General features: G+C 65.1%; 16 protein-coding genes. 12 read left to right on the top strand and 4 right to left on the bottom strand.

Going from position 1 to position 23,867, the window contains the following annotated elements:
• Window positions 1-3 precede the first annotated feature (3 nt).
• The 9 genes from K3551_RS06840 (at window position 4) to K3551_RS06800 (ending at window position 15,067) form a co-directional block, all read left to right on the top strand.
• Window positions 4-540, top strand: coding sequence for a membrane integrity-associated transporter subunit PqiC (locus K3551_RS06840; RefSeq protein ID WP_259918721.1), 537 nt, complete (start codon window positions 4-6; stop codon window positions 538-540).
• A 67-nt stretch (window positions 541-607) separates the two neighbouring features.
• Window positions 608-2,206: an alpha-amylase family glycosyl hydrolase gene (locus K3551_RS06835; RefSeq protein ID WP_259918720.1), complete on the top strand. Its 1,599-nt coding sequence runs from the start codon at window positions 608-610 to the stop codon at window positions 2,204-2,206.
• Entirely contained in the window at window positions 2,203-3,843 is a 1,641-nt protein-coding gene (locus K3551_RS06830; RefSeq protein ID WP_259918719.1) for an alpha-glucosidase, read from the top strand. Before K3551_RS06835 ends, K3551_RS06830 begins: the two co-directional genes overlap by 4 nt.
• A gap of 141 nt (window positions 3,844-3,984) precedes the next feature.
• Complete coding sequence (locus K3551_RS06825; protein ID WP_409197410.1) at window positions 3,985-6,423, top strand: glycogen/starch/alpha-glucan phosphorylase; 2,439 nt, start codon at window positions 3,985-3,987, stop codon at window positions 6,421-6,423.
• Between the two features lie 21 nt (window positions 6,424-6,444).
• The gene (gene glgB / locus K3551_RS06820) at window positions 6,445-8,631 is read left to right on the top strand and encodes a 1,4-alpha-glucan branching protein GlgB (protein WP_259918717.1); all 2,187 of its coding nucleotides are present in this window, start codon (window positions 6,445-6,447) and stop codon (window positions 8,629-8,631) included.
• 29 nt (window positions 8,632-8,660) lie between these two features.
• Window positions 8,661-9,923, top strand: a complete 1,263-nt coding sequence (gene glgC / locus K3551_RS06815) for a glucose-1-phosphate adenylyltransferase (protein WP_259918716.1) — start codon at window positions 8,661-8,663, stop codon at window positions 9,921-9,923.
• Entirely contained in the window at window positions 9,923-11,356 is a 1,434-nt protein-coding gene (gene glgA, locus K3551_RS06810; RefSeq protein ID WP_259918715.1) for a glycogen synthase GlgA, read from the top strand. Before glgC ends, glgA begins: the two co-directional genes overlap by 1 nt.
• A gap of 40 nt (window positions 11,357-11,396) precedes the next feature.
• Window positions 11,397-13,457, top strand: a complete 2,061-nt coding sequence (glgX, locus tag K3551_RS06805) for a glycogen debranching protein GlgX (protein WP_259919508.1) — start codon at window positions 11,397-11,399, stop codon at window positions 13,455-13,457.
• A complete protein-coding gene (locus tag K3551_RS06800) occupies window positions 13,454-15,067 on the top strand; it encodes an alpha-D-glucose phosphate-specific phosphoglucomutase (protein WP_259918714.1) in 1,614 nt (537 codons plus the stop codon). Before glgX ends, K3551_RS06800 begins: the two co-directional genes overlap by 4 nt.
• A 53-nt stretch (window positions 15,068-15,120) precedes the next feature.
• On the opposite strand, the gene K3551_RS06795 is transcribed toward K3551_RS06800, so the two are convergent.
• The gene (locus K3551_RS06795; protein ID WP_259918713.1) at window positions 15,121-15,615 is read right to left on the bottom strand and encodes a DUF892 family protein; all 495 of its coding nucleotides are present in this window, start codon (window positions 15,613-15,615) and stop codon (window positions 15,121-15,123) included.
• A gap of 143 nt (window positions 15,616-15,758) precedes the next feature.
• Here K3551_RS06795 and K3551_RS06790 point away from each other — a divergent pair, with 143 nt between their 5' ends.
• Entirely contained in the window at window positions 15,759-16,832 is a 1,074-nt protein-coding gene (locus K3551_RS06790; RefSeq protein WP_259918712.1) for an SDR family oxidoreductase, read from the top strand.
• Window positions 16,833-16,950: 118 nt separating this feature from the next.
• Here K3551_RS06790 and K3551_RS06785 read toward each other — a convergent pair whose 3' ends face one another.
• Both K3551_RS06785 and K3551_RS06780 read right to left on the bottom strand, forming a co-directional pair.
• Entirely contained in the window at window positions 16,951-18,483 is a 1,533-nt protein-coding gene (locus K3551_RS06785) for an alpha-amylase family glycosyl hydrolase (protein WP_259918711.1), read from the bottom strand.
• A gap of 68 nt (window positions 18,484-18,551) precedes the next feature.
• Window positions 18,552-19,403 (bottom strand): SDR family oxidoreductase, encoded by an 852-nt coding sequence (locus K3551_RS06780; RefSeq protein WP_259918710.1) that lies wholly within the window; start codon window positions 19,401-19,403, stop codon window positions 18,552-18,554.
• Between the two features lie 154 nt (window positions 19,404-19,557).
• On the opposite strand from K3551_RS06780, the gene K3551_RS06775 reads away from it, so the two are divergent.
• On the top strand, window positions 19,558-20,976 hold the full coding sequence (locus tag K3551_RS06775; protein ID WP_259918709.1) for a mannose-1-phosphate guanylyltransferase/mannose-6-phosphate isomerase: 1,419 nt from the start codon (window positions 19,558-19,560) through the stop codon (window positions 20,974-20,976).
• Here the strand turns inward: K3551_RS06775 and K3551_RS06770 are convergent.
• Entirely contained in the window at window positions 20,973-22,256 is a 1,284-nt protein-coding gene (locus tag K3551_RS06770) for a tetratricopeptide repeat protein (protein ID WP_259918708.1), read from the bottom strand. The two genes, K3551_RS06775 and K3551_RS06770, sit on opposite strands and share 4 nt — an antisense overlap.
• A gap of 291 nt (window positions 22,257-22,547) precedes the next feature.
• Here K3551_RS06770 and K3551_RS06765 point away from each other — a divergent pair, with 291 nt between their 5' ends.
• Entirely contained in the window at window positions 22,548-23,831 is a 1,284-nt protein-coding gene (locus K3551_RS06765; RefSeq protein WP_259918707.1) for a DEAD/DEAH box helicase, read from the top strand.
• The last annotated feature ends 36 nt before the right edge of the window (window positions 23,832-23,867 follow it).

Here is a 23,867-nt window from a genome sequence, read left to right as displayed (position 1 = left end):
CTGATGCGACTTTTGATCCCTGCGCTTCTGGCGCTGTCTGCCTGTTCCTCGACGCAGTATTTCGCGCCCCCACCGACGGAGTCCGAGCTGCGCCTGAACGTGCGGGCGAACACGGTACAGGTAAACGAGGTTTCGATCCCGGAATACGCGGTGAACCAGGAAATCCCGGTGCAACAGCCCGACGGATCGTTGACCACCGACACCAGCCGGCTTTGGGCGGACCTGCCCGACCGGGCGATGGCCGGCAGCCTGATGCGCCACCTCAACGTCATCACCGACGCGCAGGTCGCGGTCGAACCCTGGCCGTTGGGCGGGTTTCCCGATGTCGAAGTCTCGGTCTTTGTCGAAGACATGATCGTCCAGTCGTCCGGCACCCTGCGGTTCACGGGCAGCTATGCGTTGCGCCGCGAAGGCGCGCGCGGGTTGGTCGAACCCTTTGCCATCACAGCACCCGTCGCGGGCCAGGACTATGTCGATATCATTGCCGCGCATGAGGCCGCGTGGCTGCAACTTGCCGAACAGATCGCTCGCGACCTCTGAGACCGCTTGCAAACCGGACGGGTGGCCCGTCTAGTCATGCAAAGCGGTTTGGAAGTGGAGGCCCTGGATGGCCGAAAATGCAGAATGGTGGCGCGGTGCGGTCATCTATCAGATCTATCCCCGGTCCTATCAGGATGACGACGGCGACGGCTCCGGCGACCTGAAGGGGATCACCCGGCGGCTGGACCACGTGGCCGCCCTGGGCGTCGATGCGATCTGGGTCAGCCCGTTCTTCACCTCCCCCATGGCGGACATGGGCTATGACGTCAGCGACCATCGCGGGGTCGATCCGTCGTTCGGAACGATGGAGGATTTCGAAGCGATGGTGGCGCGGGCGCATGAGCTGGGCCTGAAGGTCATCATCGACCAGGTGTTTTCTCATTCCAGCGAAGAACATCCCTTTTTCGAGGAAAGCCGTCAGAGCCGAGACAACCCCAAGGCCGATTGGTACGTCTGGGCCGACCCCAAGGAGGACGGCAGCCCGCCGAACAACTGGCAGGCGATTTTCGGCGGCCCCGCCTGGACCTGGGACACCCGACGCAAGCAATACTACTTTCACCAGTTCCTGTCCGAGCAGCCCGATTTCAACGCCCACAACCCCGACGTGCAGGCGTGGATTCTGGATACGTTGCGGTTCTGGCTGGACCGGGGGGTCGACGGCTTCCGCCTGGACGCGGTGAACCACTACTTCCAGGACCCTGAACTGCGCGACAACCCGCCCGACTGGCGTGAAAAGTCGGAGCCGGATTCGAAACCCTTCGAGATGCAGTACCCGATCCATTCCAAGAACCAGCCAGAAAACCTGGAGTTCATGGAGCGGGTGCGCGAGGTCATGGACAGCTACGGCGCGACCATGACCGTGGGCGAGATCGGCGAAGGCCACCACCCGGTCGAGCGGATGACGGAATACACCACCGGCAAGCGGCTCAACATGGGCTATACGCTGGCGCTGACCGGGCCGCATTTCACCGCCGACTATATCCGCGCCCAGGTGGAATCGATGATCGCGCCGGGTCAGGGCGGCTATCCCTGCTGGGCCATGTCGAGCCATGATCACAACCGTCCCGTCAGCCGCTGGTCCGACATCGGTGCCGATCAGGACGCACTGGCCAAACTGGCGGGGGCGGTGCTCCTGACGCTGGAAGGCGGCATCTGCATGTATCAGGGAGAAGAGCTGGGCCAGGCCGACACCGATCTGGAACGCCACGAGATCGTCGACCCCGAGGGCAAGAGCTTCTGGCCGTTGGTCAAGGGCCGCGACCCGTCGCGCACGCCCATGGCCTGGGAGGCAGGGGCCCCTAATGGTGGCTTTTCGACCGCAGAGACGACCTGGCTGCCCGCCAAGGCGCCGCAGACCGCGCGCGCGGTGGATACCCAGGCAGGGGTCGACGGATCGGTGTTGGAAGCGTTCCGCGCACTGCTGCACCTGCGCCGCGACGAACCGGCGCTGCGCACGGGCAAGACCGTCTTTCTGGACGCGCCGGAACCGGTCATGGCCTTTACCCGAGGCGACGATGTTCTGTGTGTCATGAACCTCGGCCCCGAGGCGGTCGAGGTTCTGGGCCTGGGCGTCGGCGCGCCCTTGTTGGAGATCGCGGCAAAGGTGGTCGAAGACGGGGTCGAACTAGGCCCGAACGGCGTCTGGATCGGCCGCCCGGGGGCATGAGCGCCCCCTGGTGGCAGGCGGCCACGGGGTATCAGATCTATCCCCGCAGCTTTTGCGACAGCAACGGCGACGGGATCGGGGACATTCCGGGGATCACCTCGAAACTGGACTACCTGGCGGATCTGGGCGTGGGCTTTATCTGGCTCTCGCCCGTTTACCGCTCGCCCATGGCGGACAACGGCTACGACATTTCGGGCTACCGCGACATCGCGCCGGAGTTCGGGACGCTGTCCGATTTCGATGACTTGCTGGCCCAGGCCCGTGCACGCGGCATCCGCATCGTCATGGACCTGGTGGTCAACCACACCTCCGACGAACACGCGTGGTTTCAGGAGGCGCGGGCCGACCCGGCCAGCCCACGCCGTGACTGGTATATCTGGCGCAACGCAGGCCCGGATGGTGGACCGCCCAACGGGATGCAATCGGTCTTTGGCGGCCCCGCCTGGACCTGGGACGAGGTTGCCGGTCAGTACTATTTCCACCTTTTCGACCCAAAACAGCCGGACCTGAACTGGGACTGCGCGGACATGCGGGCCGAGGTGCACGACATGATGCGATGGTGGTTGGATCGGGGGGTCGCGGGCTTCCGCATGGATGTGATCGACCTGATCGGCAAGGACGTGGACCGGGGCATCACCACCGACGGGCCGACCCTGCACCCGCACCTGCAGGAAATGAACGCCGCCGTTCTGGCGGGTCGCGACGTGGTCACCGTCGGCGAAACCTGGAGTGCCACGCCCGAAACGGCGCTGCTTTATTGTGGGCGCGACCGGGGCGAATTGTCGATGGTGTTCCAGTTCGCCCATGTGATCGCGGGTCATGACCCGGAACACGGCAAGTGGCGGCCCCGCCCGGTGGATTGGCCCGCGTTGAAGCGGGTGCTGAACACCTGGCAGGAGGTGTGTGCCCAGGATGGGTGGAATTCCCTGTTCTGGGGCAACCACGACCTGCCGCACGCGGTGTCGAAATACGGCGACGACGGCGAACACAGGGTCGCTTCGGCCAAGGCGCTGGCCACCGTGCTGCACCTTATGAAGGGCACGCCCTACGTCTATCAGGGCGAAGAAATCGGGATGACGAACGCGGCGTTCACCCGGCTCGATCAGTTCCGCGATGTCGAGACGCTGAACTTCCATCGGTTGCAGATGGCGGCGGGCGTGGCAGAGACGGATTTCCTGGCCGGAGCCAACGAGAACGGTCGCGACAACGCGCGCACTCCGATGCAGTGGACCGACGGGCCGCAGGCGGGGTTCACCACCGGCACGCCCTGGATCGAGGTCAATCCGAACCATGCCACGCTCAACGTCGCTGCGGATCTGGCCGATCCGGACGGTGTGTCGGCGCGGTATCGCGCGTTGGCGACCCTGCGGGCGCAATCGGAGGTCATCCGACAGGGGCGTTACACCCCGTTTGACGCGGACCATCCGCAGGTGATGGCCTATACGCGCCGGCTGGATGCGGCATGGATTGCCGTCATCGGCAACCTGAGCAGCCAACCCGTGGACTATGCCCTGCCCGACCGCCTGCACCTGACGGGTTGGCCCCTGTTCGAGCAGGCCCAGACGACGCGGCACCTGCGGGGAATCGTCCCGCTGTCCCCGTGGCAAGTCATCGTGCTGTCGTCTGCCCCGCGCTGAGGCTTGCGCAATCAGCAGGGCGGGATTGTGTCGAATGGGGGAACCATTGTCCCCTATTTGCATCTAATCATGGGTCCAGTGCCCTTGCGCTGCGCGAGATGTCGCGACACAGCGTGACTCCTGTGTTTCTCCCTTGCCGAAATGGGCAAAACGCCCACCTGTCCATTCGGACGCATTCATCGAGGACCTTTCCACGTGCCCAAGGACCTGTTTCAGTTGCCCACCAGCGAACTTTTTGCCGACGCGATCCAGCGTCACCTGAAAGCCTCGCTTGGGAAGGATCCCGACCATGCGACCCGCCACGATTGGCGTCTGGCCATGTCGATGGCCGTGCGCGACCGGGTCGTGGACCCCTGGTTCGAAAGCACGCGCGCGACCTATGCCAAGCAGGGCAAGCGAGTCTATTACCTGTCGATGGAGTTCCTGATCGGGCGCCTGATCGAGGATGTGACCCTCAACCTGGGGCTGGAAGACATCGCCCGCGAGGCGATGGCATCCCTGGGTCAGGACTATGCCGAGCTGGTCGCGCTGGAACCCGATGCCGCGTTGGGCAACGGCGGGTTGGGGCGTCTTGCGGCCTGTTTCCTCGACAGTCTTTCGACCCTTGGCATCCCGGCCTATGGCTATGGCATCCGGTATGAGCACGGCCTGTTCGAGCAGCATTTCCGCGACGGCGTGCAGATCGAAAGCGCCGAGACCTGGCTGGGTCAGCGCAACGTCTGGGAATTCGAGCGTCCCGAGGCGCGCTATGAAATAGGTTTTGGCGGGCATGTGGACTACAAGGGGGCCCGCGCCGTCTGGCACCCCGCCGACACCGTCATTGCCAAGGCGCACGACACGCCCGTCGTCGGCTGGCAGGGCAAATGGGTGAACACGCTGCGCCTGTGGTCAGCGCTGCCGAACCGGAATTTCGACCTGGAGGCGTTCAATCGCGGCGACTACATCGGGGCCTCTGCCCCCGAAGCGCTGGCCCGGACGCTCAGCCGCGTGCTCTATCCCGATGACACCACCGACGAGGGCAAGGCCCTGCGCCTGAAGCAGGAGTATTTCTTTACCTCCGCCTCGCTGCGTGACCTGCTGCGCCGGTTCAAGTCCGAAGGATACGAGATCGCCACCCTGGCCGATCACGTCGCCATTCAGCTCAACGACACCCATCCCGCGCTGGCCGGGCCCGAGCTGATCCGCCTGTTGGAAGACGAGCACGGCCTGACCTTCGACGCGGCGATCGACCTGGCGCAGACCTGCCTGGGCTACACCAACCACACCCTGCTGCCCGAAGCGTTGGAGCGTTGGCCCGAGGGCATGTTCCAGGGCATTCTGCCGCGTCACTACGACATTGTCCGCGGCCTGCACGACCGCGTCTCGGCCGAGAACGGCACCCAGTTGATCGAGCACGGCGAGGTCAAGATGGGCGATCTGGCCTTTGTGCTGGCTCACAAGGTCAACGGCGTCTCGGCTCTGCACTCGGACCTGGTCAAGGAAACCGTGTTCCACGACCTGCACCGCGCCTATCCGGACCGGATCATCAACCAGACCAACGGGATCACCCCGCGCCGCTGGCTGTATTCGGCGAACCCTGCGTTGTCGGGCCTGATCACCGAGACGATCGGAAACGAATGGGTCGCGGATCTGGAACAGCTGACTCAGCTGGAACTGCATATCCCCGATGCCGGTTTCCTGGATCAATTCGCCGCCGCCAAGCGGGCCAACAAGGTGCGTCTGGCCCAATGGCTCAAGGACCGCGACGGCGCGCGCCTGAACCCCGACGCGATGTTCGACATCCAGATCAAGCGGATTCACGAATACAAGCGTCAGCTTCTGAACATCCTGGAAACCATCGCGCTGTGGAACGACATGCACGATGCGCCCAGCGCCGACTGGACCCCGCGCGTAAAGCTGTTCGGTGGCAAGGCCGCCCCCGGCTATGCCATGGCCAAGTCGATCATCGAGTTGATCAACGGCGTCGCCGCCAAGGTGAACACCGACCCGGTCACGCGCGACTGGTTGCAGGTGGTCTTTCCCGAGAACTACAACGTGTCGATGGCCGAACGCCTGATCCCCGCCGCCGATCTGTCCGAACAGATCTCGACCGCGGGCAAGGAAGCTTCGGGCACCGGCAACATGAAGCTGTCGCTGAACGGCGCGCTGACCGTCGGCACCCTGGATGGCGCGAACGTGGAGATCCGCGAACAGGTCGGGGCCGAGAACTTCTATCTGTTTGGTCTGACCGCCGCCGAAGTGCAGGCCCACCGCGCCGAGCCCGACTATGCCCGCGCCGCGATCGAGGCGTCACCCCGTCTGAAACGGGTGTTGGGCCAGATCGCCAACGGCGTTTTCTCGGACGGCGACAACCGGTTCGGCGACGTGCTCGGGATGCTTTGGGACCACGACTATTTCCTCGTGACGCCAGACTTCGATGGATATTTCGAAACACAGCGCCAGATTGACAAGGACTACCGCGATCCGAAGGAATGGATGCGGAAGGCCGCGTTGAACACCTCGCGGATGGGGTGGTTCAGCTCCGACAGGACGATTGCGGGTTACGCCCGCGACATCTGGGGGGCAAAGTCGCTGCTGTAAGACGGCAAATGGGGGGTCATCATGACGACACTGACGGATGCGGAGATCGAAGCGATCACCACGGGCCGGCTCGCTGACCCCTTTTCCTGCCTTGGCCTGCATGAGGTGAACGGCAAGCTGGTCGTGCGGGCGTTCCTGCCCGGTGCCAGCGCGGTCGATGTCATCGACGCCAAGACGAAACGCCGGATTGCTACCCTGAAAGAGGTCCGCGACGGTCTGTTCGAGGCCGCCACCCGCCGCAAGACCCGGTTCCGCTATCTGCTGCGCGTCACCCATGACGACACCACCTGGGAGACCGAGGATACCTATGCCTTTGGCCCGGTGATGGGCGACCTGGACGAGCATCTGATCGGCGAAGGCTCTCACCGGCAACTGTGGCGCGTGCTGGGGGCACATGTGATGACCCATGAGGGCGTCGCGGGCACCCATTTCGCGATCTGGGCGCCCAATGCACAGCGGGTGTCCGTTGTGGGCGACTTCAACACCTGGGACGGACGCCGCCACGTGATGCGTGGACGGGGCACTACCGGTGTCTGGGAAATCTTTGTCCCTCGTATCGGCGAGGGCGAGCATTACAAATACGAAATCATCGGGGCCGACGGCAACCTGCTGCCGCAAAAGGCGGATCCCTTCGGTTTCGGGGCCGAGCACCCGCCCGCCACGGCGTCGGTCGTGCGTGCGCTGGACGGCTTCGACTGGGCCGATGCGGACTGGATGGGCAAGCGCGGGCAGGCCATCGCCGTCGACGCCCCCGTCACCGTCTACGAGGTGCACCTCGGATCCTGGAAGCGCGTCCCCGAAGACGGCAACCGCCCCCTGTCCTACCTGGAACTGGCCGACGACCTGGTGCGCTACGCCAGGGATATGGGTTTCACCCATATCGAGCTGATGCCGATCAGCGAATTCCCCTTTGACGGGTCCTGGGGCTATCAGCCGGTCGGCCTGTTCGCGCCCACCATCCGACACGGCACCCTGCGCGAATTCCGCGCCTTCGTAGAGGCGTGCCATGTCGCGGGGCTGGGCCTGATCCTGGACTGGGTGCCGGGCCATTTCCCGGAGGACGCGCATGGCCTGGGCCGGCTGGATGGCACCCCGCTTTATGAACATGCCGACCGGCGCGAGGGGTTCCACCCGGATTGGAACACGCTGGTCTTCAACTACGGCCGTGCCGAGGTGTCGAACTATCTGACGGCCAACGCGCTTTACTGGTTGGACGAACATCACATCGACGGTCTGCGCGTCGATGCCGTGGCCTCGATGCTGTATCGTGATTATTCCCGCAAGGACGGCGAATGGATCCCCAACAAGGACGGCGGGCGCGAAAACCTGGAAGCCATCGCCTTTTTGCAATCGACCAATGTCACCGTCTACGGACAGCTGGACGGAGTCGTGACCATCGCCGAGGAATCCACCGCCTTTCCGGCCGTGTCCGGCATGGTCGACAGCGGCGGACTGGGCTTTGGCTACAAGTGGAACATGGGGTGGATGAACGACACCCTGCGCTACATGGAAGAGGACCCGATCAACCGGAAGTATCACCACGGGTTGATCACCTTCGGGCTGAACTACGCCTTTTCGGAAAACTTCGTCCTGCCGATCAGCCATGACGAGGTGGTGCACGGCAAGGGCAGCCTGCTGGACAAGATGCCCGGCGATGGCGACGCGAAATTCGCCAACCTGCGGGCGTATCTGGGGTTCATGTGGGGGCATCCGGGCAAGAAACTGTTGTTCATGGGCTGCGAGTTCGCGCAGGGGCGCGAATGGAACCACGACGGCTCGCTCGACTGGCACCTGCTGGATATCCCGCAGCATCAGGGCATTCAGGCACTCGTCCGCGACCTGAACGCGACCTACCGCGCGGTGCCCGCCCTGTTCGAGCGGGACACCAAGCCCGAGGGCTTCGAATGGATCGAAGGCGGCGCGGTCGAGGAATCGCTGTTCGTCTGGGCCCGGCTGGGGGCAGACGGGACGAAACCGGTCGTGGTCGTCACCAACATGACCCCGGTTCTGCGCGAGGGCCGTCGCATCGGCGTGCCCCAGGCCGGACATTGGGCTGAGCGGATGAACACCGATGCGCTGGACTATGGCGGCACCGGTGAGGGCAACCTGGGGGGCGTGTCGTCCGAGGACATCGCCGCCTCGGGCCGGGCGCAGAGCATCGTGATCACGGTGCCGCCTCTGTCCACACTGATTTTCGAACTAGACTAAATGGGAACGACGCTTTGGGAGGAGACGACATGACCGACAGGGAATCGCAGCGGCTGGCGCAGCAGAGCATGGCCTTCGTTCTGGCAGGAGGTCGCGGCAGCCGACTTTACGAGCTGACGGACATCCGGGCCAAACCGGCGATGTATTTCGGCGGCAAGAGCCGGATCATCGACTTTCCCCTGTCCAACGCCGTGAACTCCGGCATCCGCCGGATCGCCGTCGCCACCCAGTACAAGGCGCATTCCCTGATTCGTCACCTGCAACGCGGCTGGTCGTTCTTCCGGGCCGAGCGCAACGAGAGCCTCGATATTCTGCCTGCCTCGCAGCAGATGGGGAACGACAACTGGTATCGCGGCACGGCCGACGCCGTGACCCAGAACCTGGAAATCATCGAAGGCTACGGTCCCAAGTACATCGTGATCCTGGCGGGCGATCACATCTACAAGCAAGACTATTCCCTGATGATCAAACACCACGTCGATAGCGGCGCGGATGTGACGGTGGGCTGCATCGAAGTCCCCCGGATGGAGGCCCGCGCCTTTGGCGTGATGCACGTCGACGAGAACGACAACATCATCGAATTCATGGAAAAGCCCGCCGATCCGCCCGCGATGCCCGGCCACCCGGACCTGGCACTGGCCTCGATGGGGATCTACGTCTTCGAGACAGAGTACCTGGCAAAACTGCTGCGCGCGGACGACGCCAACCCCGACAGCGAGAACGATTTCGGCAAGGACATCATTCCGGCCATCGTCGCCAATGGCAAGGCCATCGCCCATCCCTTCGGCCGCTCTTGCGTCAAGACGGGGCTGGAAAAGAAGGCCTATTGGCGTGACGTCGGCACCGTCGATGCCTTTTGGCAGGCCAACATCGACCTGACCGATTTCGAGCCGGAGCTGGACCTCTACGACACCGAATGGCCGATCTGGACCAACCAGGAACTGACCGCCCCGGCCAAGTTCATCCACAACGAAGCAGGCCGTAAGGGGCATGCCGTGTCGTCGATGGTATCGGGGGGCTGCATCATCTCTGGCTCGACGCTGGACCGGTGCTTGCTGTTTACCGGGGTGCGAACCCATTCCTACGCGGAATTGTCGGGTGTTGTGGCCATGCCCTATGTGGACATCGGGCGAAACGCACGGTTGAAGGACGTCGTGATCGACCGGGGGGTGCATATCCCCGAAGGCCTGGTCGTGGGCGAAGACCCGGACCTGGACGCGAAACGGTTCCGACGCACCGAAAACGGGATCTGCCTGATCACCAAAAAGATGATCGACCGATTGGAAGACTGATGAACCTGCTCTTTGTTGCCTCGGAATGCGCGCCCTTCATCAAGACAGGCGGGCTGGCCGATGTGATCGGAGCCGTGCCCAAGTCCCTGCCCCCCCTGGGGGCGAGGGTCCGGGTGTTGCTGCCCGCCTACCCTGCCTTGTCGGGCGAAGTGGCGCAGGGCACCGAGGTTCTGTCGCTGCCGGATCTGCATGGCGGGCCGGCACGGGTGCTGGCGGTCACGGCGCGCGGCATCGACCTTTTGCTGCTGGACGCACCGCATCTGTTTGACCGGCCCGGCAACATTTATCTGGATGGCAACGGTCAGGATTGGCACGACAACGCGCTGCGCTTCGGCGCCCTAAGCCGGGTGGGGGCAATGATCGCCCGCGGCGACCTGGGCGACTGGACGCCGGATCTGGTCAACGCCCATGATTGGCAGGCCGCACTGGTGCCCGCCTATCTGACCGACTGGCAAGTGGACGTGCCGACGGTCATGACCATTCACAACATCGCGTTTCAGGGCGTCTATGCCCCCGAGGTGATGGGCCCGCTGGGCCTGTCGCATTCCATGTTCGACGTGGACCGGGGCGAATATTACGGCGGCTTCAGCTTTCTCAAGACCGGGCTGATGCTGGCCGACCGGATCACGACCGTCAGCCCTACCTACGCGCGGGAACTGATGGAGCCGGGGTTCGGCATGGGGCTGGATGGGGTCATGCGGGCGCGGCGATCGGATTTGTCCGGCATCGTGAACGGCATTGATCTGGACGTCTGGAACCCGGACGACGATCCTTCCATCGACACGCCCTATTCCGCCCGCACACTCAAGCGGAAGGCCGCGAACAAATCCGTGCTGGAGGCCCGCTTTGGGTTGGCACCGGGCGACGGCCCGCTGTTTTGCGTGATCAGCCGCCTGACCGAACAGAAAGGCCTGGACCTGCTGCTTGAGGCCCTGCCCGCGATGTTGGCCGAAGGGGGGCGGCTGGCCCTGCTTGGCAGTGGCGACAAGGGGTTGGAGCGTGGCTTTGCCGAGGCGGCCAGTCGCTACCCGGGCCAGGTCGGCACGATCATCGGCTATGATGAGCCGCTGTCGCACCTGATGCAGGCCGGGTCCGACGCCATCTTGATCCCGTCGCGGTTCGAACCCTGCGGCCTGACGCAGCTGTATGGTCTGCGCTATGGCACGATCCCGGTTGTGGCGCGCACGGGTGGGTTGGCCGATACGGTGATCGACGCCAATCCAGCGGCCTTGGATATGGGTGTGGCCACGGGTGTGCAATTCGCCCCGATCACCGCGCCCGCGCTGGAACAGGCGATTTCGCGCACCATCTCGCTTTATGCCCAGCCCAAGGTCTGGGCGGGGATGCAGAGACGGGCTATGCGTCAGCCGGTGGGATGGGACGCCTCTGCGCAGGCCTATCACGCGCTGTTCACTGACCTGATCGAAGGCTGACGTGACCCAATACACACTCACCAGCGGCACGCCCAAAACCATGGGCGTGACCCACGACGGCGAGGGGGCGAATTTCGCCGTCTATTCCGAACATGCGACACAGGTCAGCTTGTGTCTCTTTTCGCCCGACGGCCAGCAAGAGGTCGCGCGCCTGCCGCTGCCGGAACGCACCGGACCGATCTGGCACGGCTATGTAGCCGGGCTGCCTTACGGAACGCTGTACGGCTACCGGGTGGATGGTCCCTATCAGCCGGAGCGAGGCCACCGGTTCAACGCCAACAAGCTGCTGATCGACCCCTATGCGCGCGAATTTCACGGACGGTTCGCCCACGCCTCGGAAACCTACGGGTTTGATCGCATGGATCCATCGGTCGACCTGTCATTCGATGCCCGCGACAGCGCGCCGTTCGTGCCCAAATCGGTGATCTCGCGGCCCGACTTGTTTGAACCGGCGCTCAGCCCGCTTGCCGGTGTGCCTGCGTCGGAGCTGATCTACGAGGCCCACGCCAAGGGCCTGACCATGCTGCACCCCGACGTGGCGGAGCATCTGCGCGGCACCTACGAGGGTCTGGCCTCGGATTCGGTGATCGAACATCTGCACCGGATCGGGGCCACCACCATCGAATTGCTGCCGGTGCAGGCCTTCCCCGACGACGGTTTCCTGATCGAAAAGGGACTGCGCAACTACTGGGGGTATAATACGATCGGGTTTTTCGCGCCCGAGCCGCGCTATTTCGGCCCCGCCGGGTTTGCCGGGTTCCGCGCCATGGTGCAGCGGTTCCACGATGCGGGCATCCGGGTGCTGATGGACGTGGTCTACAACCACACCGCCGAGGGCGATCAGACCGGCCCGACCCTGGCGTTCCGCGGCCTCGATAATGCCAGCTACTACCGCCTGATCGACGGGCAAAAACGCTATTATGTGAATGACGCGGGCACCGGAAATACGCTGAACATGACCAACCCGCACGTCCTGCGGATGGTGTTGGACAGCCTGCGGTTCTGGGTGACGCAGATGGGGATCGACGGTTTTCGGTTCGATCTGGCGACGACGCTGGGGCGCGAAAGCTATGGGTTCGACCCCCATGGCGGCTTTCTCGACGCGTTGCGCCAGGATCCGATCCTCAGCCAGGTGCGTCTGATTGCCGAACCCTGGGACCTGGGGCCCGGTGGCTATCAACTGGGCAATTTCCCCTACGAATTCTCCGAGTGGAACGACGGGTTCCGCGACACCGCGCGGCGATTCTGGAAAGGCGACGACCACGCCACGCAGGAGTTGGGCGGCAAGCTGCTGGGCTCTGCCGACAAGTTCGATTGCAACGGGCGGCGGACCTGGGCGTCGATCAATTTCCTGACCAGCCACGATGGATTCACCCTGGCTGACGTCACGGCCTACAACGAAAAACACAACGCCGCGAACCTCGAAGACAACCGCGACGGGCATTCCGGCAATTACTCCGACAACTGCGGGGTCGAAGGGGCGACCGACGATCCCGTGATCCTGGCCAAGCGGGCGCTGCGGGCGCGCAACTTGCTGGCGACGATGTTCCTGTCGCAGGGCACGCCCATGTTGCTGGCCGGCGACGAGGTCGGCAACAGCCAGGGCGGCAACAACAACGCCTATTGCCAGGACAGCGACATCGGATGGATCGATTGGTCCGGGGACGACGCGTTGACGGCCTTTGTCGCGCGTCTGTCCGCCTTTCGACGCGACCACGCCACGGTGCGGCAGTCCCGTTTCCTGCATGGACGTCAGCGCGAGGCGGACGGGATGCCCGATGTGATCTGGCGCGACTTTGCCGGTCAACCGCTGGAATGGCGCGATCCGGCGCTGGCGCGGTTCTGTCTGGTCAAGCGGCCTTCGGCGGAAACCACCGTGAACGAAAGCGAGACGGACGTCGTTCTGATCGCCTTCAACCGCGCCGACCGTCCCGCCCGCGTCAGCCTGCCACCCGCCCCCGAGGGCACGGTCTGGACCCGCCACATCGACACCACCGCTCCGGATGCCCTCGTGGCAGAGGAACCCGACCAGCGAAGCGCGCCGATCCCGGCCGCCTCCGTCATCGCCCTATCGCTTGAGCCATCGAGGACCGAGACATGACCCAACACACAACACAGCCCATCGACGGGCAGAAACCCGGCACCTCTGGCCTGCGCAAGAAGACCCGCGTGTTCATGGAACCCGGTTACCTGGAAAACTTCGTTCAGGCGATTTTCGACGGCATCGGCGGGGCAGCGGGCAAGACCTTCGTGGTCGGCGGAGACGGACGCTATTTCAATGCCGAGGCGATCCAGACGATCCTGAAGATGGCCGCCGCCAACGGGGCCGCGCGGGTCATCGTCGGACGCGGCGGCCTTTTGTCGACGCCTGCCGCGTCGCACCTGATCCGTCTGAACAAGACCGACGGCGGCATCATCCTGTCGGCCAGCCACAACCCCGGCGGCCCGGACGAGGATTTCGGCATCAAGTTCAACACGCCCAACGGCGGCCCTGCCCCCGAGGGTGTGACCAACGCGATTTTCGAGCGGACCAAGACCATCGACGTCTATCACAAGGCCGACGTGCCCGATGTGGATCTGAACTCCGACGGCGACACGACACTGGGCGAGATGGCCGTCACCATCGTGGACCCGGTCACGGATTACGAGACGCTGATGGCCTCGATCTTCGACTTCGACGCGATCCGCGCGATGATCGCGGGCGGATTCACGATCAGCTTTGACGCCATGCACGCGGTCACCGGCCCCTATGCCACCAAGATCCTGGAGGGAACGCTGGGTGCCCCCGCTGGATCGGTGGTCAACGGCACGCCGTCCCCGGACTTCGGCGGCGGGCACCCCGACCCGAACCCGGTCTGGGCCAAGGAGCTGATGGACCGGATGATGGGACCGGATGCCCCCGATTTCGGTGCGGCCTCGGACGGGGACGGCGACCGCAACATGATCGTGGGCCGCGGGGCCTATGTGTCGCCGTCAGACAGCCTGGCGGTGCTGGCCGCCAATGCGCAGCACGTGCCCGCCTATGCCGGACGCCTGGCTGGCGTGGCGCGGTCGATGCCGACGTCGGGGGCCGCCGACCGCGTGGCCGAGAAACTGGGCATCGGCATCTATGCCACGCCCACAGGCTGGAAATTCTTCGGCAACCTGCTGGACGCGGGCAAGGTCACCATCTGCGGCGAGGAAAGCGCGGGCACGGGATCGGACCACATCCGCGAAAAGGACGGCCTTTGGGCTGTGCTGTTCTGGCTGAACATCCTGGCCGCGCGCAAGATGTCGGTGGCGGATCTGTTGGCGGCGCATTGGGATGACTACGGACGGAACTATTATACTCGTCTCGATTTCGAAGCCGTCCCGACCGAAGGGGCGGATGCGCTCATGGACGGGGTGCGCGCACGGCTGGACAGCCTGCCCGGTCAGACCTTTGCCGGTCTGACGGTCGAGACGGCAGAAGAGTTTACCTACAACGATCCGGTCGACGGCTCGGTCAGCGCCAATCAGGGGCTGATGATCGGCTACGAGGGGGGCGCGCGCGCCATGCTACGCACCTCTGGAACGGGGACCGTCGGCGCAACGATCCGCTGCTACCTGGAGGCGTTCAGCGCGGACGATCTGGACGACCCGTCCAAACTGGACGACGTGCGTGCCGCGACCTTGGCGCTGGCCGATTTCCAGGGGCACATCGGGCGCATCGACCCTGACGTGACCACCTGAGACGACAAAGGGCGGCCCACCGGGGCCGCCCTCGATCATCGGTCGGTCAAGGCTTACGCAGCCTTGGCGTCGGCGTTGATGCCACCCATTGCCAGTTCGGTCATCTTTTCGTCACCGTCGTAGGTGTTGCTCAGATGGGTGTCGAGGTGGCGGGCGTCTTCGTCCAGGCCCAGACGTTTGGCAAACGCCTTGACGCAGCCGTAGCCGGCAATCGCATAGTGGGCCATGCGCTGATACTGAGTGATGATCATCGCATCGCGCACCGCGTCGTCGCCGAAATCTTCGTCCAGCGCGTGCTTCCTGGCCTCTTTCACCAGGCCTTCCATTCCCTTGCAGAATTCGCCATCGGGGTCGGCCCCGTGGCCCTTGATGACCTGGTCCAGCATCGCGATGCCGTCGGAAATGCCCTTGTGACCGGCATGCAGCGCCTCTTTCAGCGCGGGATCGGTCGCGGCTTCTTCCAGCTTGATCGTCACCTCGCGCGATTGCGCACAGGCGGACCGGATGTCCTTGAGTTCGTCCAGATAGAGGTCGGTCAGCGTATTCATTGGTCTCTCCTTTCCCGTTTGGGATCTGCCTTCCCAACGCGGTGACCGGGGGGCGAAGTTCCGGGAAAGCCGGAAAAATGCGCCGGAACCGCTGCAAGCGGGCGCGCGTTTTGCAGGCAACCTATCTGAAGGAGACGACCAGAATGACCCGTGATCACAATCCCGTCGCCGTCGTCGCAGGCGGAACCGCAGGGGTCGGGCGCGCCACCGTCGACGCCCTGATCGCACGCGGATACCGCGTGGCTGTTCTGGCCCGCGGTGAGGCGCGCCTGGCGCAGATGCAACAAGAGTTGGGGGCGCAGATCTGGACCCGCGCCCTGGACGTCAGCGATGGCGACGCGGTGATGCGCGCGGCCTCTGACATCGCCTCGGACCTGGGCGCGCCAGAGATCTGGGTGAATTCCGCCATGCTCACCAGTTTTTCGACCTTCGACATGGTCGACGAGGCCGAGTTCCGCAAGATCACCGACACCACCTATCTGGGCACCGTGAACGGGTGCCGCGCGGCGCTGTCGGTCATGGCGCAGGGGAATATCGTCAACGTCGGTTCCGGGCTGGCCTATGTGTCGGTCCCGGGACAGGCCGCCTATTGCGGGGCGAAACATGCGGTGCGTGGTTTCACTCAGGCGTTGCGGATCGAACTTGCGCGTGAGGGGCGGCCCATCACCCTGTCCATGGTGCAGCTGCCCGCAGTGAACACGCCGCAGTTCGACTGGGCCCGGAACCGTCTGGATCGCCACCCGCAACCGGCCCCGCCGATCTTTCAACCCGAAGTCGCGGCCCGTGGCATCCTGCGCGCAATCGACCAGAACGCACGAGAAATCCTGGTGGGCCGCTCGGTCCTGAAGCTGCTGATCGGCAATATCCTGTTTCCGCCACTGGTCGAAAGACAGCTGACCGAGATGGGGATCGAAACGCAGAAATCCGACCGCCCGGACACCGACGCCCGCGACAACCTGGACGGCCCCCACCCCGACATTTCCGCGCGGGCACACGGCGGCTTCGACGCGCGCGCCAAAGACGATGGCATCACCCTGGACAGCGACGCGGCACGCAAGACGCTTGCCTTCGGGGGGGCAGCGGCGCTGCTGGGGCTCGGCTACCTGCTGGGTCGGGGCCTGACGTCGGGATCCAGTCCCAAAGTCGAAGCACGCGAAAAACCCGATCGCCATCCGGCGAGCCCCGCCTATCGCCGCCCGACCGAATATCGCGTCTGAACGGGCAGTCAGACACAAGCCTTTGCGCCGCCGCAGGCAATACCCCTGCGGTGGCGCGACAGACGTCAGGTGTGCCGCGCGCCAATGAAGCCAGGGTGCACGCCCGACCAGATCGCCCCTAACGCAGCCAGACCGCCCCGGCCCGTCCCGGCAAGGTGCCGTCGATCCTGTCCGAAGACAGGTCGGCTGCCCCCTCTACCTCGACCGCCTCTGCTCCGAAGTTCAGGACGACATAGGCGGCGGGATAGCTCAGGCGGATCACGTCGCCGTCCCGTTCCCAGTGCCGAAGCGTCAGATCCTGCATTGAGGCGCGCCGGAACGCCAAGGCGTCGCGGTAGAAATTCAGGACACTGCCTTTGTCGATGTGCTGCACCGAGGCGGAAATCCCCTCGGGCCAATCCATCGGCAACCACGGCGCGCCCGTGGTGAACCCACGGTTGCCACCCTCGGCCCAAGGATAGGGCACGCGCGCGCCTTCTCTCCCCGGCCCGTCGGGCCAATAGAGCAGATCAAGCGGGTCCGTGACCGCCGCCTTGGGCAGGGCCGGCTGAACCAGGCCAAGCTCCTCTCCTTGATAGATCAGCACGGAACCGGGTGCGGTGGCCAAGAGCAGGGCAAAGAACCTGGCTTCGCGCGCCGACCCGTCGCCCGCTTTGCCCAGATGCCGCGTCTGGTCGTGGGACGACAGCCACCAGCCGAGGTGGCCGGGGTCGTCTGACCGATCCAGAATGTCGGCATAGGCGGCGGCGGTCGCCTTCTTTTCCGGCAGGTCGGTCGTATAGGCCGCGCTCATCCCGCCATCGGCCACCAAACGGCAGGCCAGGTCGACGGATTTGTTGCCGGACGTGACCTCGCCGATCAGAAACGCCCCCTCTCCGGCCCAGTCGCGCAGGTTCTGGATATAGTCCACGCCGTCGCCCGGCAGGATGTCATGGGCGTGGTCCTGATAGGTGTAGGGCACGAAGTTCTCGCCCGAGACCTTGTCCCGCACCTCTGGCGTGGCAGGCGGATTGTCCTTCAGCGACGGGTCGAACAGCAGCGACGTCACCGCGTCGATGCGAAAGCCGTCGACACCCCGGTCGCGCCAGAACTGCATGATCTGCTTCAACTCGGCCTGAACGTCCGCATTGCGCAGGTTCAGGCTGGGCTGATCCGACGTGAAGTTGTGAAAATAATACTGCCGCCGCTTGTGGTTCCAGGTCCAGGCGGGGGGGCCGAATTGCGACAGCCAGTTGTTGGGTTGGGTGCCGTCCGGTTTCGGATCTGCCCAGACGTAGTAGTCATCATAGACGGGATCGCGCGCGACCGAACGCTTGAACCACGGAGCCTCGGTCGAGGTGTGGTTGAACACCTGGTCGATCATCACCCGCACGCCCAGGTCATGTGCCCGGGCCACGAGGTGGTCGAAATCACCCAACGTGCCCAGCGCGGGGTGCACCTCCATGTGGTCGGCGATATCATAGCCCCCATCCTTCATCGGCGACGGGTAGAACGGCGACAACCAGATCGCGTCGACCCCCAGGTCCGCCACGAATTCCAGCTTGCTGGTGATGCCGTTCAGGTCACCCGTGCCGCTGCCGGTCGTGTCGCGGAACGAGCGCGGATAGATTTGATAGATCACGGGCGCGGCGGGCCAGGGGCGGTCGGGCATCGGCATCCTTTCATGAAAAGAGGGACGCCCGCGCGGGGCGTCCCATCCAGGTCGAACCTAGGGGCGGATCAGGCCCCGACCACCATGCCGCCGTTCGGGTGCAGCGTCTGGCCGGTAAAGTAATTGCCGTCGTCGCTGGCCAGGAACAGGAAGGCGGTCGCCACCTCCCACGGTTGACCCGCGCGGCCCATGGGCGTCTGCGTGCCAAAATCTTCGACCTTGTCCGCGGGCATGGTGCCTGGAATGAACGGGGTCCAGATCGGGCCGGGCGCGACCGAATTGACGCGGATGCCCTTGTCCGCAAGGTTGCCCGCCAGCGACCGGCTGAAGGCCAGCGAAGCACCGCGCGTCGTTGAATAGGTGATCAGCGAGCCCATGCCCGCAAACGCGTTGACCGACGAAGTGTTCACGATCGCGGCCCCTTCCTTCAGATGCGGCAGGGCGGCCTGGGTGGTGAACATGTAGGCCTTCACATTGGAGGCCATCATCCGGTCGATCTTGTCCTCGTCCAGGGCGGCAAAGTCTTCGTCCAGCCACTGCTGCGCGCCGTTGTTGATCAGCACGTCAAGCTGGCCATAGGTGTCGATCACCTTCTGCACGGTCGCCTCGCAATGGGCCTTCGCCCCCAGGTCGCCGGGGATCAGCAGGCATTCGCCGCCCTCCGCCTCGACCAGGCGCTTGGTCTCCTCGGCGTCGCGGTCTTCTTCCAGGTAGGCAATGGCGATCTTGGCACCCTCGCGGGCGAACAGGACCGACACGGCGCGGCCGATGCCGCTGTCGCCGCCGGTGATCAGCGCGACTTTGTCCTTCAACTTGTCCGCACCGGGGTGGCGCGGGGCATAGTCGGGGGCCGGGTCCATCTTGTACTCATGGGCGGGCATGGCGTCCTGGCTTTGGGCCGGAATATGGGGGGCGTTCATGGCGGAACTCCTCTCGCTTGTTTGCAGTCAGGGGGGAACACCCGGCATGGGCGGGATGTTCCGCCGCCACTGGTGCGAAAGCGTTGCAGAATTCCTTAGTGCTGCCGCATTGCACTGCTTTATCGAAACAAAACAAAACGTCGGAGCGGTGCCCGTGGCGACCATTTATCCTGTTCTTCTTTGCGGTGGCTCCGGCACCCGTCTGTGGCCCCTGTCTCGCAAGAGCTATCCCAAGCAGTTCGTCCCCCTGACCGGTCAGACGACGCTGTTCCAGGCCTCGGCAGAGCGTCTGTCCGGCCCGGATTACGCGGCACCGACGGTGCTGACCAATTCCGATTTCCGCTTTATCGTGACCGAACAACTGGCCGAGGTGGGCATCGATCCAGGTGCCATCCTGATCGAACCCGAAGGGCGCAACACCGCACCTGCGATCCTGGCCGCAGCCGTCTACCTGGCGGACATGGACCCCGAGGCCTTGATCCTCGTGGCCCCCTCGGACCACGTCGTTCCAGATGCCGCCGCCTTCCGCGCGGCCGTCGATACCGGCGTCGCGGCGGCCCAGGACGGGCGCATCGTCACCTTCGGCATCCATCCGACCCATGCGGAAACCGGCTATGGCTATCTCGAACTGCCCGAGACGCCCAACGGCGGGGCCATGCCGCTGACACGGTTCGTCGAAAAGCCCGATGCCGCGACCGCCGAGCAGATGCTGGCCGCCGGCACGTTCCTTTGGAACGCGGGAATCTATCTGTTTTCGGTCAAGTCCATCCTGGCCGCCTTTGCCTCACATGCGCCCGAACTGATGTCCCCCGTCCGCCAAGCGGTCGAACGGGCCGAGACGGACCTGGGCTTCTTGCGGCTGGATCCGGCTGCCTGGGAAACGCTGCCCGACATTTCGGTCGACTATGCGGTGATGGAACGGGCAGACACCCTTTCGGTCGTGCCGTTCAACGCAGGCTGGTCCGACCTGGGCGGCTGGGATGCGGTCTGGCGCGAAGGCGACCGCGACGCGCGCGGCGTCGCCACCTATGGTGCCGCCACGGCCATCGACTGCGACGACAGCCTGCTGCGCTCCGAGGATCCGCGCCTGGAAATCGTGGGCCTGGGCCTGAAGAACATCGTGGCTGTGGCGATGCCCGACGCCGTGCTGGTGGCCGACGCCTCGCGGGCGCAGGACGTCAAGGAAGCCGTTGCCCGGCTCAAGGCGAAACAGGCCACACAGGCCGTCGCCTTCCCCAAGGACCACCGCCCCTGGGGTTGGTTCGAAAGCCTGGTGATCGGCAACCGGTTCCAGGTCAAACGTATCGTCGTGCACCCCGGTGCCGCGCTCAGCCTGCAGTCGCATCACCACCGGTCCGAGCATTGGATCGTCGTCGAGGGGACCGCCCGCGTCACCGTTGACGACGAAGTCAAACTGGTGAGCGAGAACCAGTCCGTCTACATCCCCCTGGGGGCCACGCACCGGATGGAGAACCCGGGCAAGGTGCCCATGGTCCTGATCGAGGTGCAGACCGGCGCCTACCTGGGCGAAGACGACATCATCCGCTACGAGGACGTCTACGCCCGCGGTTAATGCGCCGTCATGCCATGAACCAGGGCCGATCCGGTCAGGACCGGACGACGCAGGACCAACAGGCGCTGCGCCTCCGTGTCTCGGCCCAGTCGCAGCAAACCATTCAGCAGCGCCAGTTCCAGAACATCCCTTTGCGCCCGGCTGCCGCCGAGGCGCGCGCTGTCGGACAGGGCCTGGGTCAACAGGGCCACGCCGCCCTCCCAATCCTGGCGGGCGTAAGCGGCAAACGCCTCGGCCACCGGGACAACCAGGTCACCGTTCAGGGCATTGGGGGCCTCGGTGATCCGCGCCAGCGCCGCCCCGTCGCCCGCCATGGCATGGGCCATCGCCGCGTGAAAATCGATGAAGCCCAGCGAAGGCTTCGGAAACACCTGGGCGGCATAGCGGCTGAGATCGGCCCAACGCGCCGCGTCCACCGTCAATCCCGCAAGATCGGCCCGGTACAGGATCGACGCGGTGTCGGTCAACACGTTGATCGGCAACCCCTCGTTCACGCCCGGCGCGACATCCCCGTCGATCCGCGCCCACATGGTCGCGTGATCCCCCTGCTCCAGCGACCACAGCGCGGCGTGCCAGGACAGATGCCCGTGGATGGCCCCGGCCCGGTCATACCCCTTCAGCCAGTCGGCCAGATAGCTGCGCCCCAGATCCGTCTCGCCGCTTTCGTAGTAGACGTGGCTGCGGATATGAGCGCCGTTGGCGTTGCGCGGGCGCAGGGCCAGGGATCGGTCGACGTAGGCATCCGCCCGCTCCAGATCGCCATTTTCGCACAGCGCAAAGGCATACTGGCTCTCCATCCACCAATCCGCGCCGTAGTGCGGCAGCAGACCCGCGACAAAGGCGAGGATTTCCGCCTCGCGCCCTGGCCGGCCGGAAAACCCGATCAGGCCAAAGACCGAGCTGCAGGTCTGTGCGACAAGGGCATCGCGGGGATGACAGGCCAGATGGGCGCGGATGGCTGGATAGGCCGCCCCCGGCGCGCCGTCGATCAGCAGGCCGATTGCGTTGATATGCGACGCCTCCCGCGTCGACAGCCCGCCGGTCAGTTGGCGCGCGCGCGCGATGGCGGCCTGGGCACCGGGGCCGTCGCCCTCGAACTGGCAGGCGCGGGCCAGCCCCGCGTGCCCCAAGGCAAAACCGTCGTCCGCCTCAACCGCCGCGCGAAAGGCTGCACTGGGATGGGCCCCGGCGACCAGGATGCGGTCGAGGCCCTCGTTGTAATGCCCCTGCGCGACCTCTGACCGGGTCGAAAGCGGGTTATCATAGCTGTCTGTCTGCATTTCGGCCCCCCTTGTCGTCGCACCCAGCCTAGCCGCAAACGGCCCATCGGGCGAGCCTTGGCTTGCTGCGGGCCTCGGGCGGCGTTGACATATCGGCCCCAATCCCCCACATGGCGCTCAACCCCGCCCTTCGGGCCGCGTGAGCCGGGTGCCCCATTGGGCATCCCCACGATTGGCGGGACGCTTTCCCAAGGATCACGCCAGGGAGGCGCGGGACAACCGGTCCCGTGACCCTCAACCGCGCGCCGGAGGCGTGCCAGACCGCGCGCCGCGCGCGCGACAGGAATATTTATGGATTTCGACATGCTGGGGCTGAAGCCCCGACTCATCACTGCCCTGACCGACATGGGCATCAAGGACCCGACCCCCATTCAGCAGCAGGCGATTCCGCATGCGTTGAACGGGCGCGACGTGCTGGGCCTGGCCCAGACCGGCACCGGCAAGACGGCGGCCTTTGGCCTGCCGCTGGTGCAGCACCTGCTGAGCGAGGAGCTGCGCCCCGCCGCCCGCACCACCCGCGCCCTGATCCTGGCCCCTACCCGCGAACTGGTGAACCAGATCGGCGAAAGCCTGGACGGTTTCATCAAAGGCAGCCACCTGCGGGTTGCCAAGGTCGTCGGCGGTGTGGGCATCAACCCGCAGATCAAACGGATGGAACGCGGTGTGGACCTGCTGGTCGCCACGCCGGGCCGCCTGCTGGACCTGATGGACCGGGGTGCGGTGCGCCTCGATTCGACGCATTTCCTGGTGCTGGACGAAGCGGACCAGATGCTCGACATGGGGTTCATCCATGACCTGAAGAAGATCGCGGCAAAGCTGTCCAGCGAACGCCAGACGATGCTGTTCTCGGCCACCATGCCCAAGGATATGGAAAGCCTGGCCGCCACCTATCTGCAAAACCCCGCGCGGGTGCAGGTCGCGACCTCGGGCCAGACCGCCGACAAGATCGAGCAGTCGATCCACTTCATCGCCAAGGCCGAAAAGCCAACCCTGCTGATGGAACTGCTGCGCCAGCACGAGGGCGAGGCCGCGCTGGTCTTTGCCCGCACCAAGCACGGCTCGGACCGGTTGGCCAAGCAGCTGTCCAAGGCTGGCATCGAGGCCGTCGCGGTCCATGGCAACCGCAGCCAGGGACAGCGCACCCGCGCGTTGGAGGCGTTCACCAAGGGCGACGCGCCCGTGATGGTCGCCACCGATGTGGCCGCGCGCGGCCTGGACATCCCGGTCGTCAAGCACGTCTATAACTTCGACCTGCCCAACGTGCCCGAAACCTATGTGCACCGTATCGGCCGCACGGCCCGCGCCGGGCGCGAAGGGGCCGCGATCACGCTGTGCGCGCCCGACGAGATGTCGGAACTGAAGGACATCGAAAAGGTCATTCGCCGCGAAATTCCCGTGGCGACCGGTCGCCGCTGGGCCCCGTCGCAGGAAGAGGCCAAGCCCAAGCGTGGCGGCGGCGGCGGCGGTCGTCGTCGCAGTGGTGGTGGCGGCGGGGGCGGCGGTCGCCCCCAAGGCGCGGCCAAGCCCGCCGGTGGCGGCGGCAACCGTCGCCGTCGTCCGCGCAAGACGGCCTGACCTTGCTGCGCGTGGCCCTTGCAATTGGGCCACGCG

Origin of the sequence: Jannaschia sp. M317, assembly GCF_025141175.1 — a bacterium.
GTDB lineage: Bacteria > Pseudomonadota > Alphaproteobacteria > Rhodobacterales > Rhodobacteraceae > Jannaschia.
This window is presented reverse-complemented; position numbering and strand designations above follow the sequence as displayed.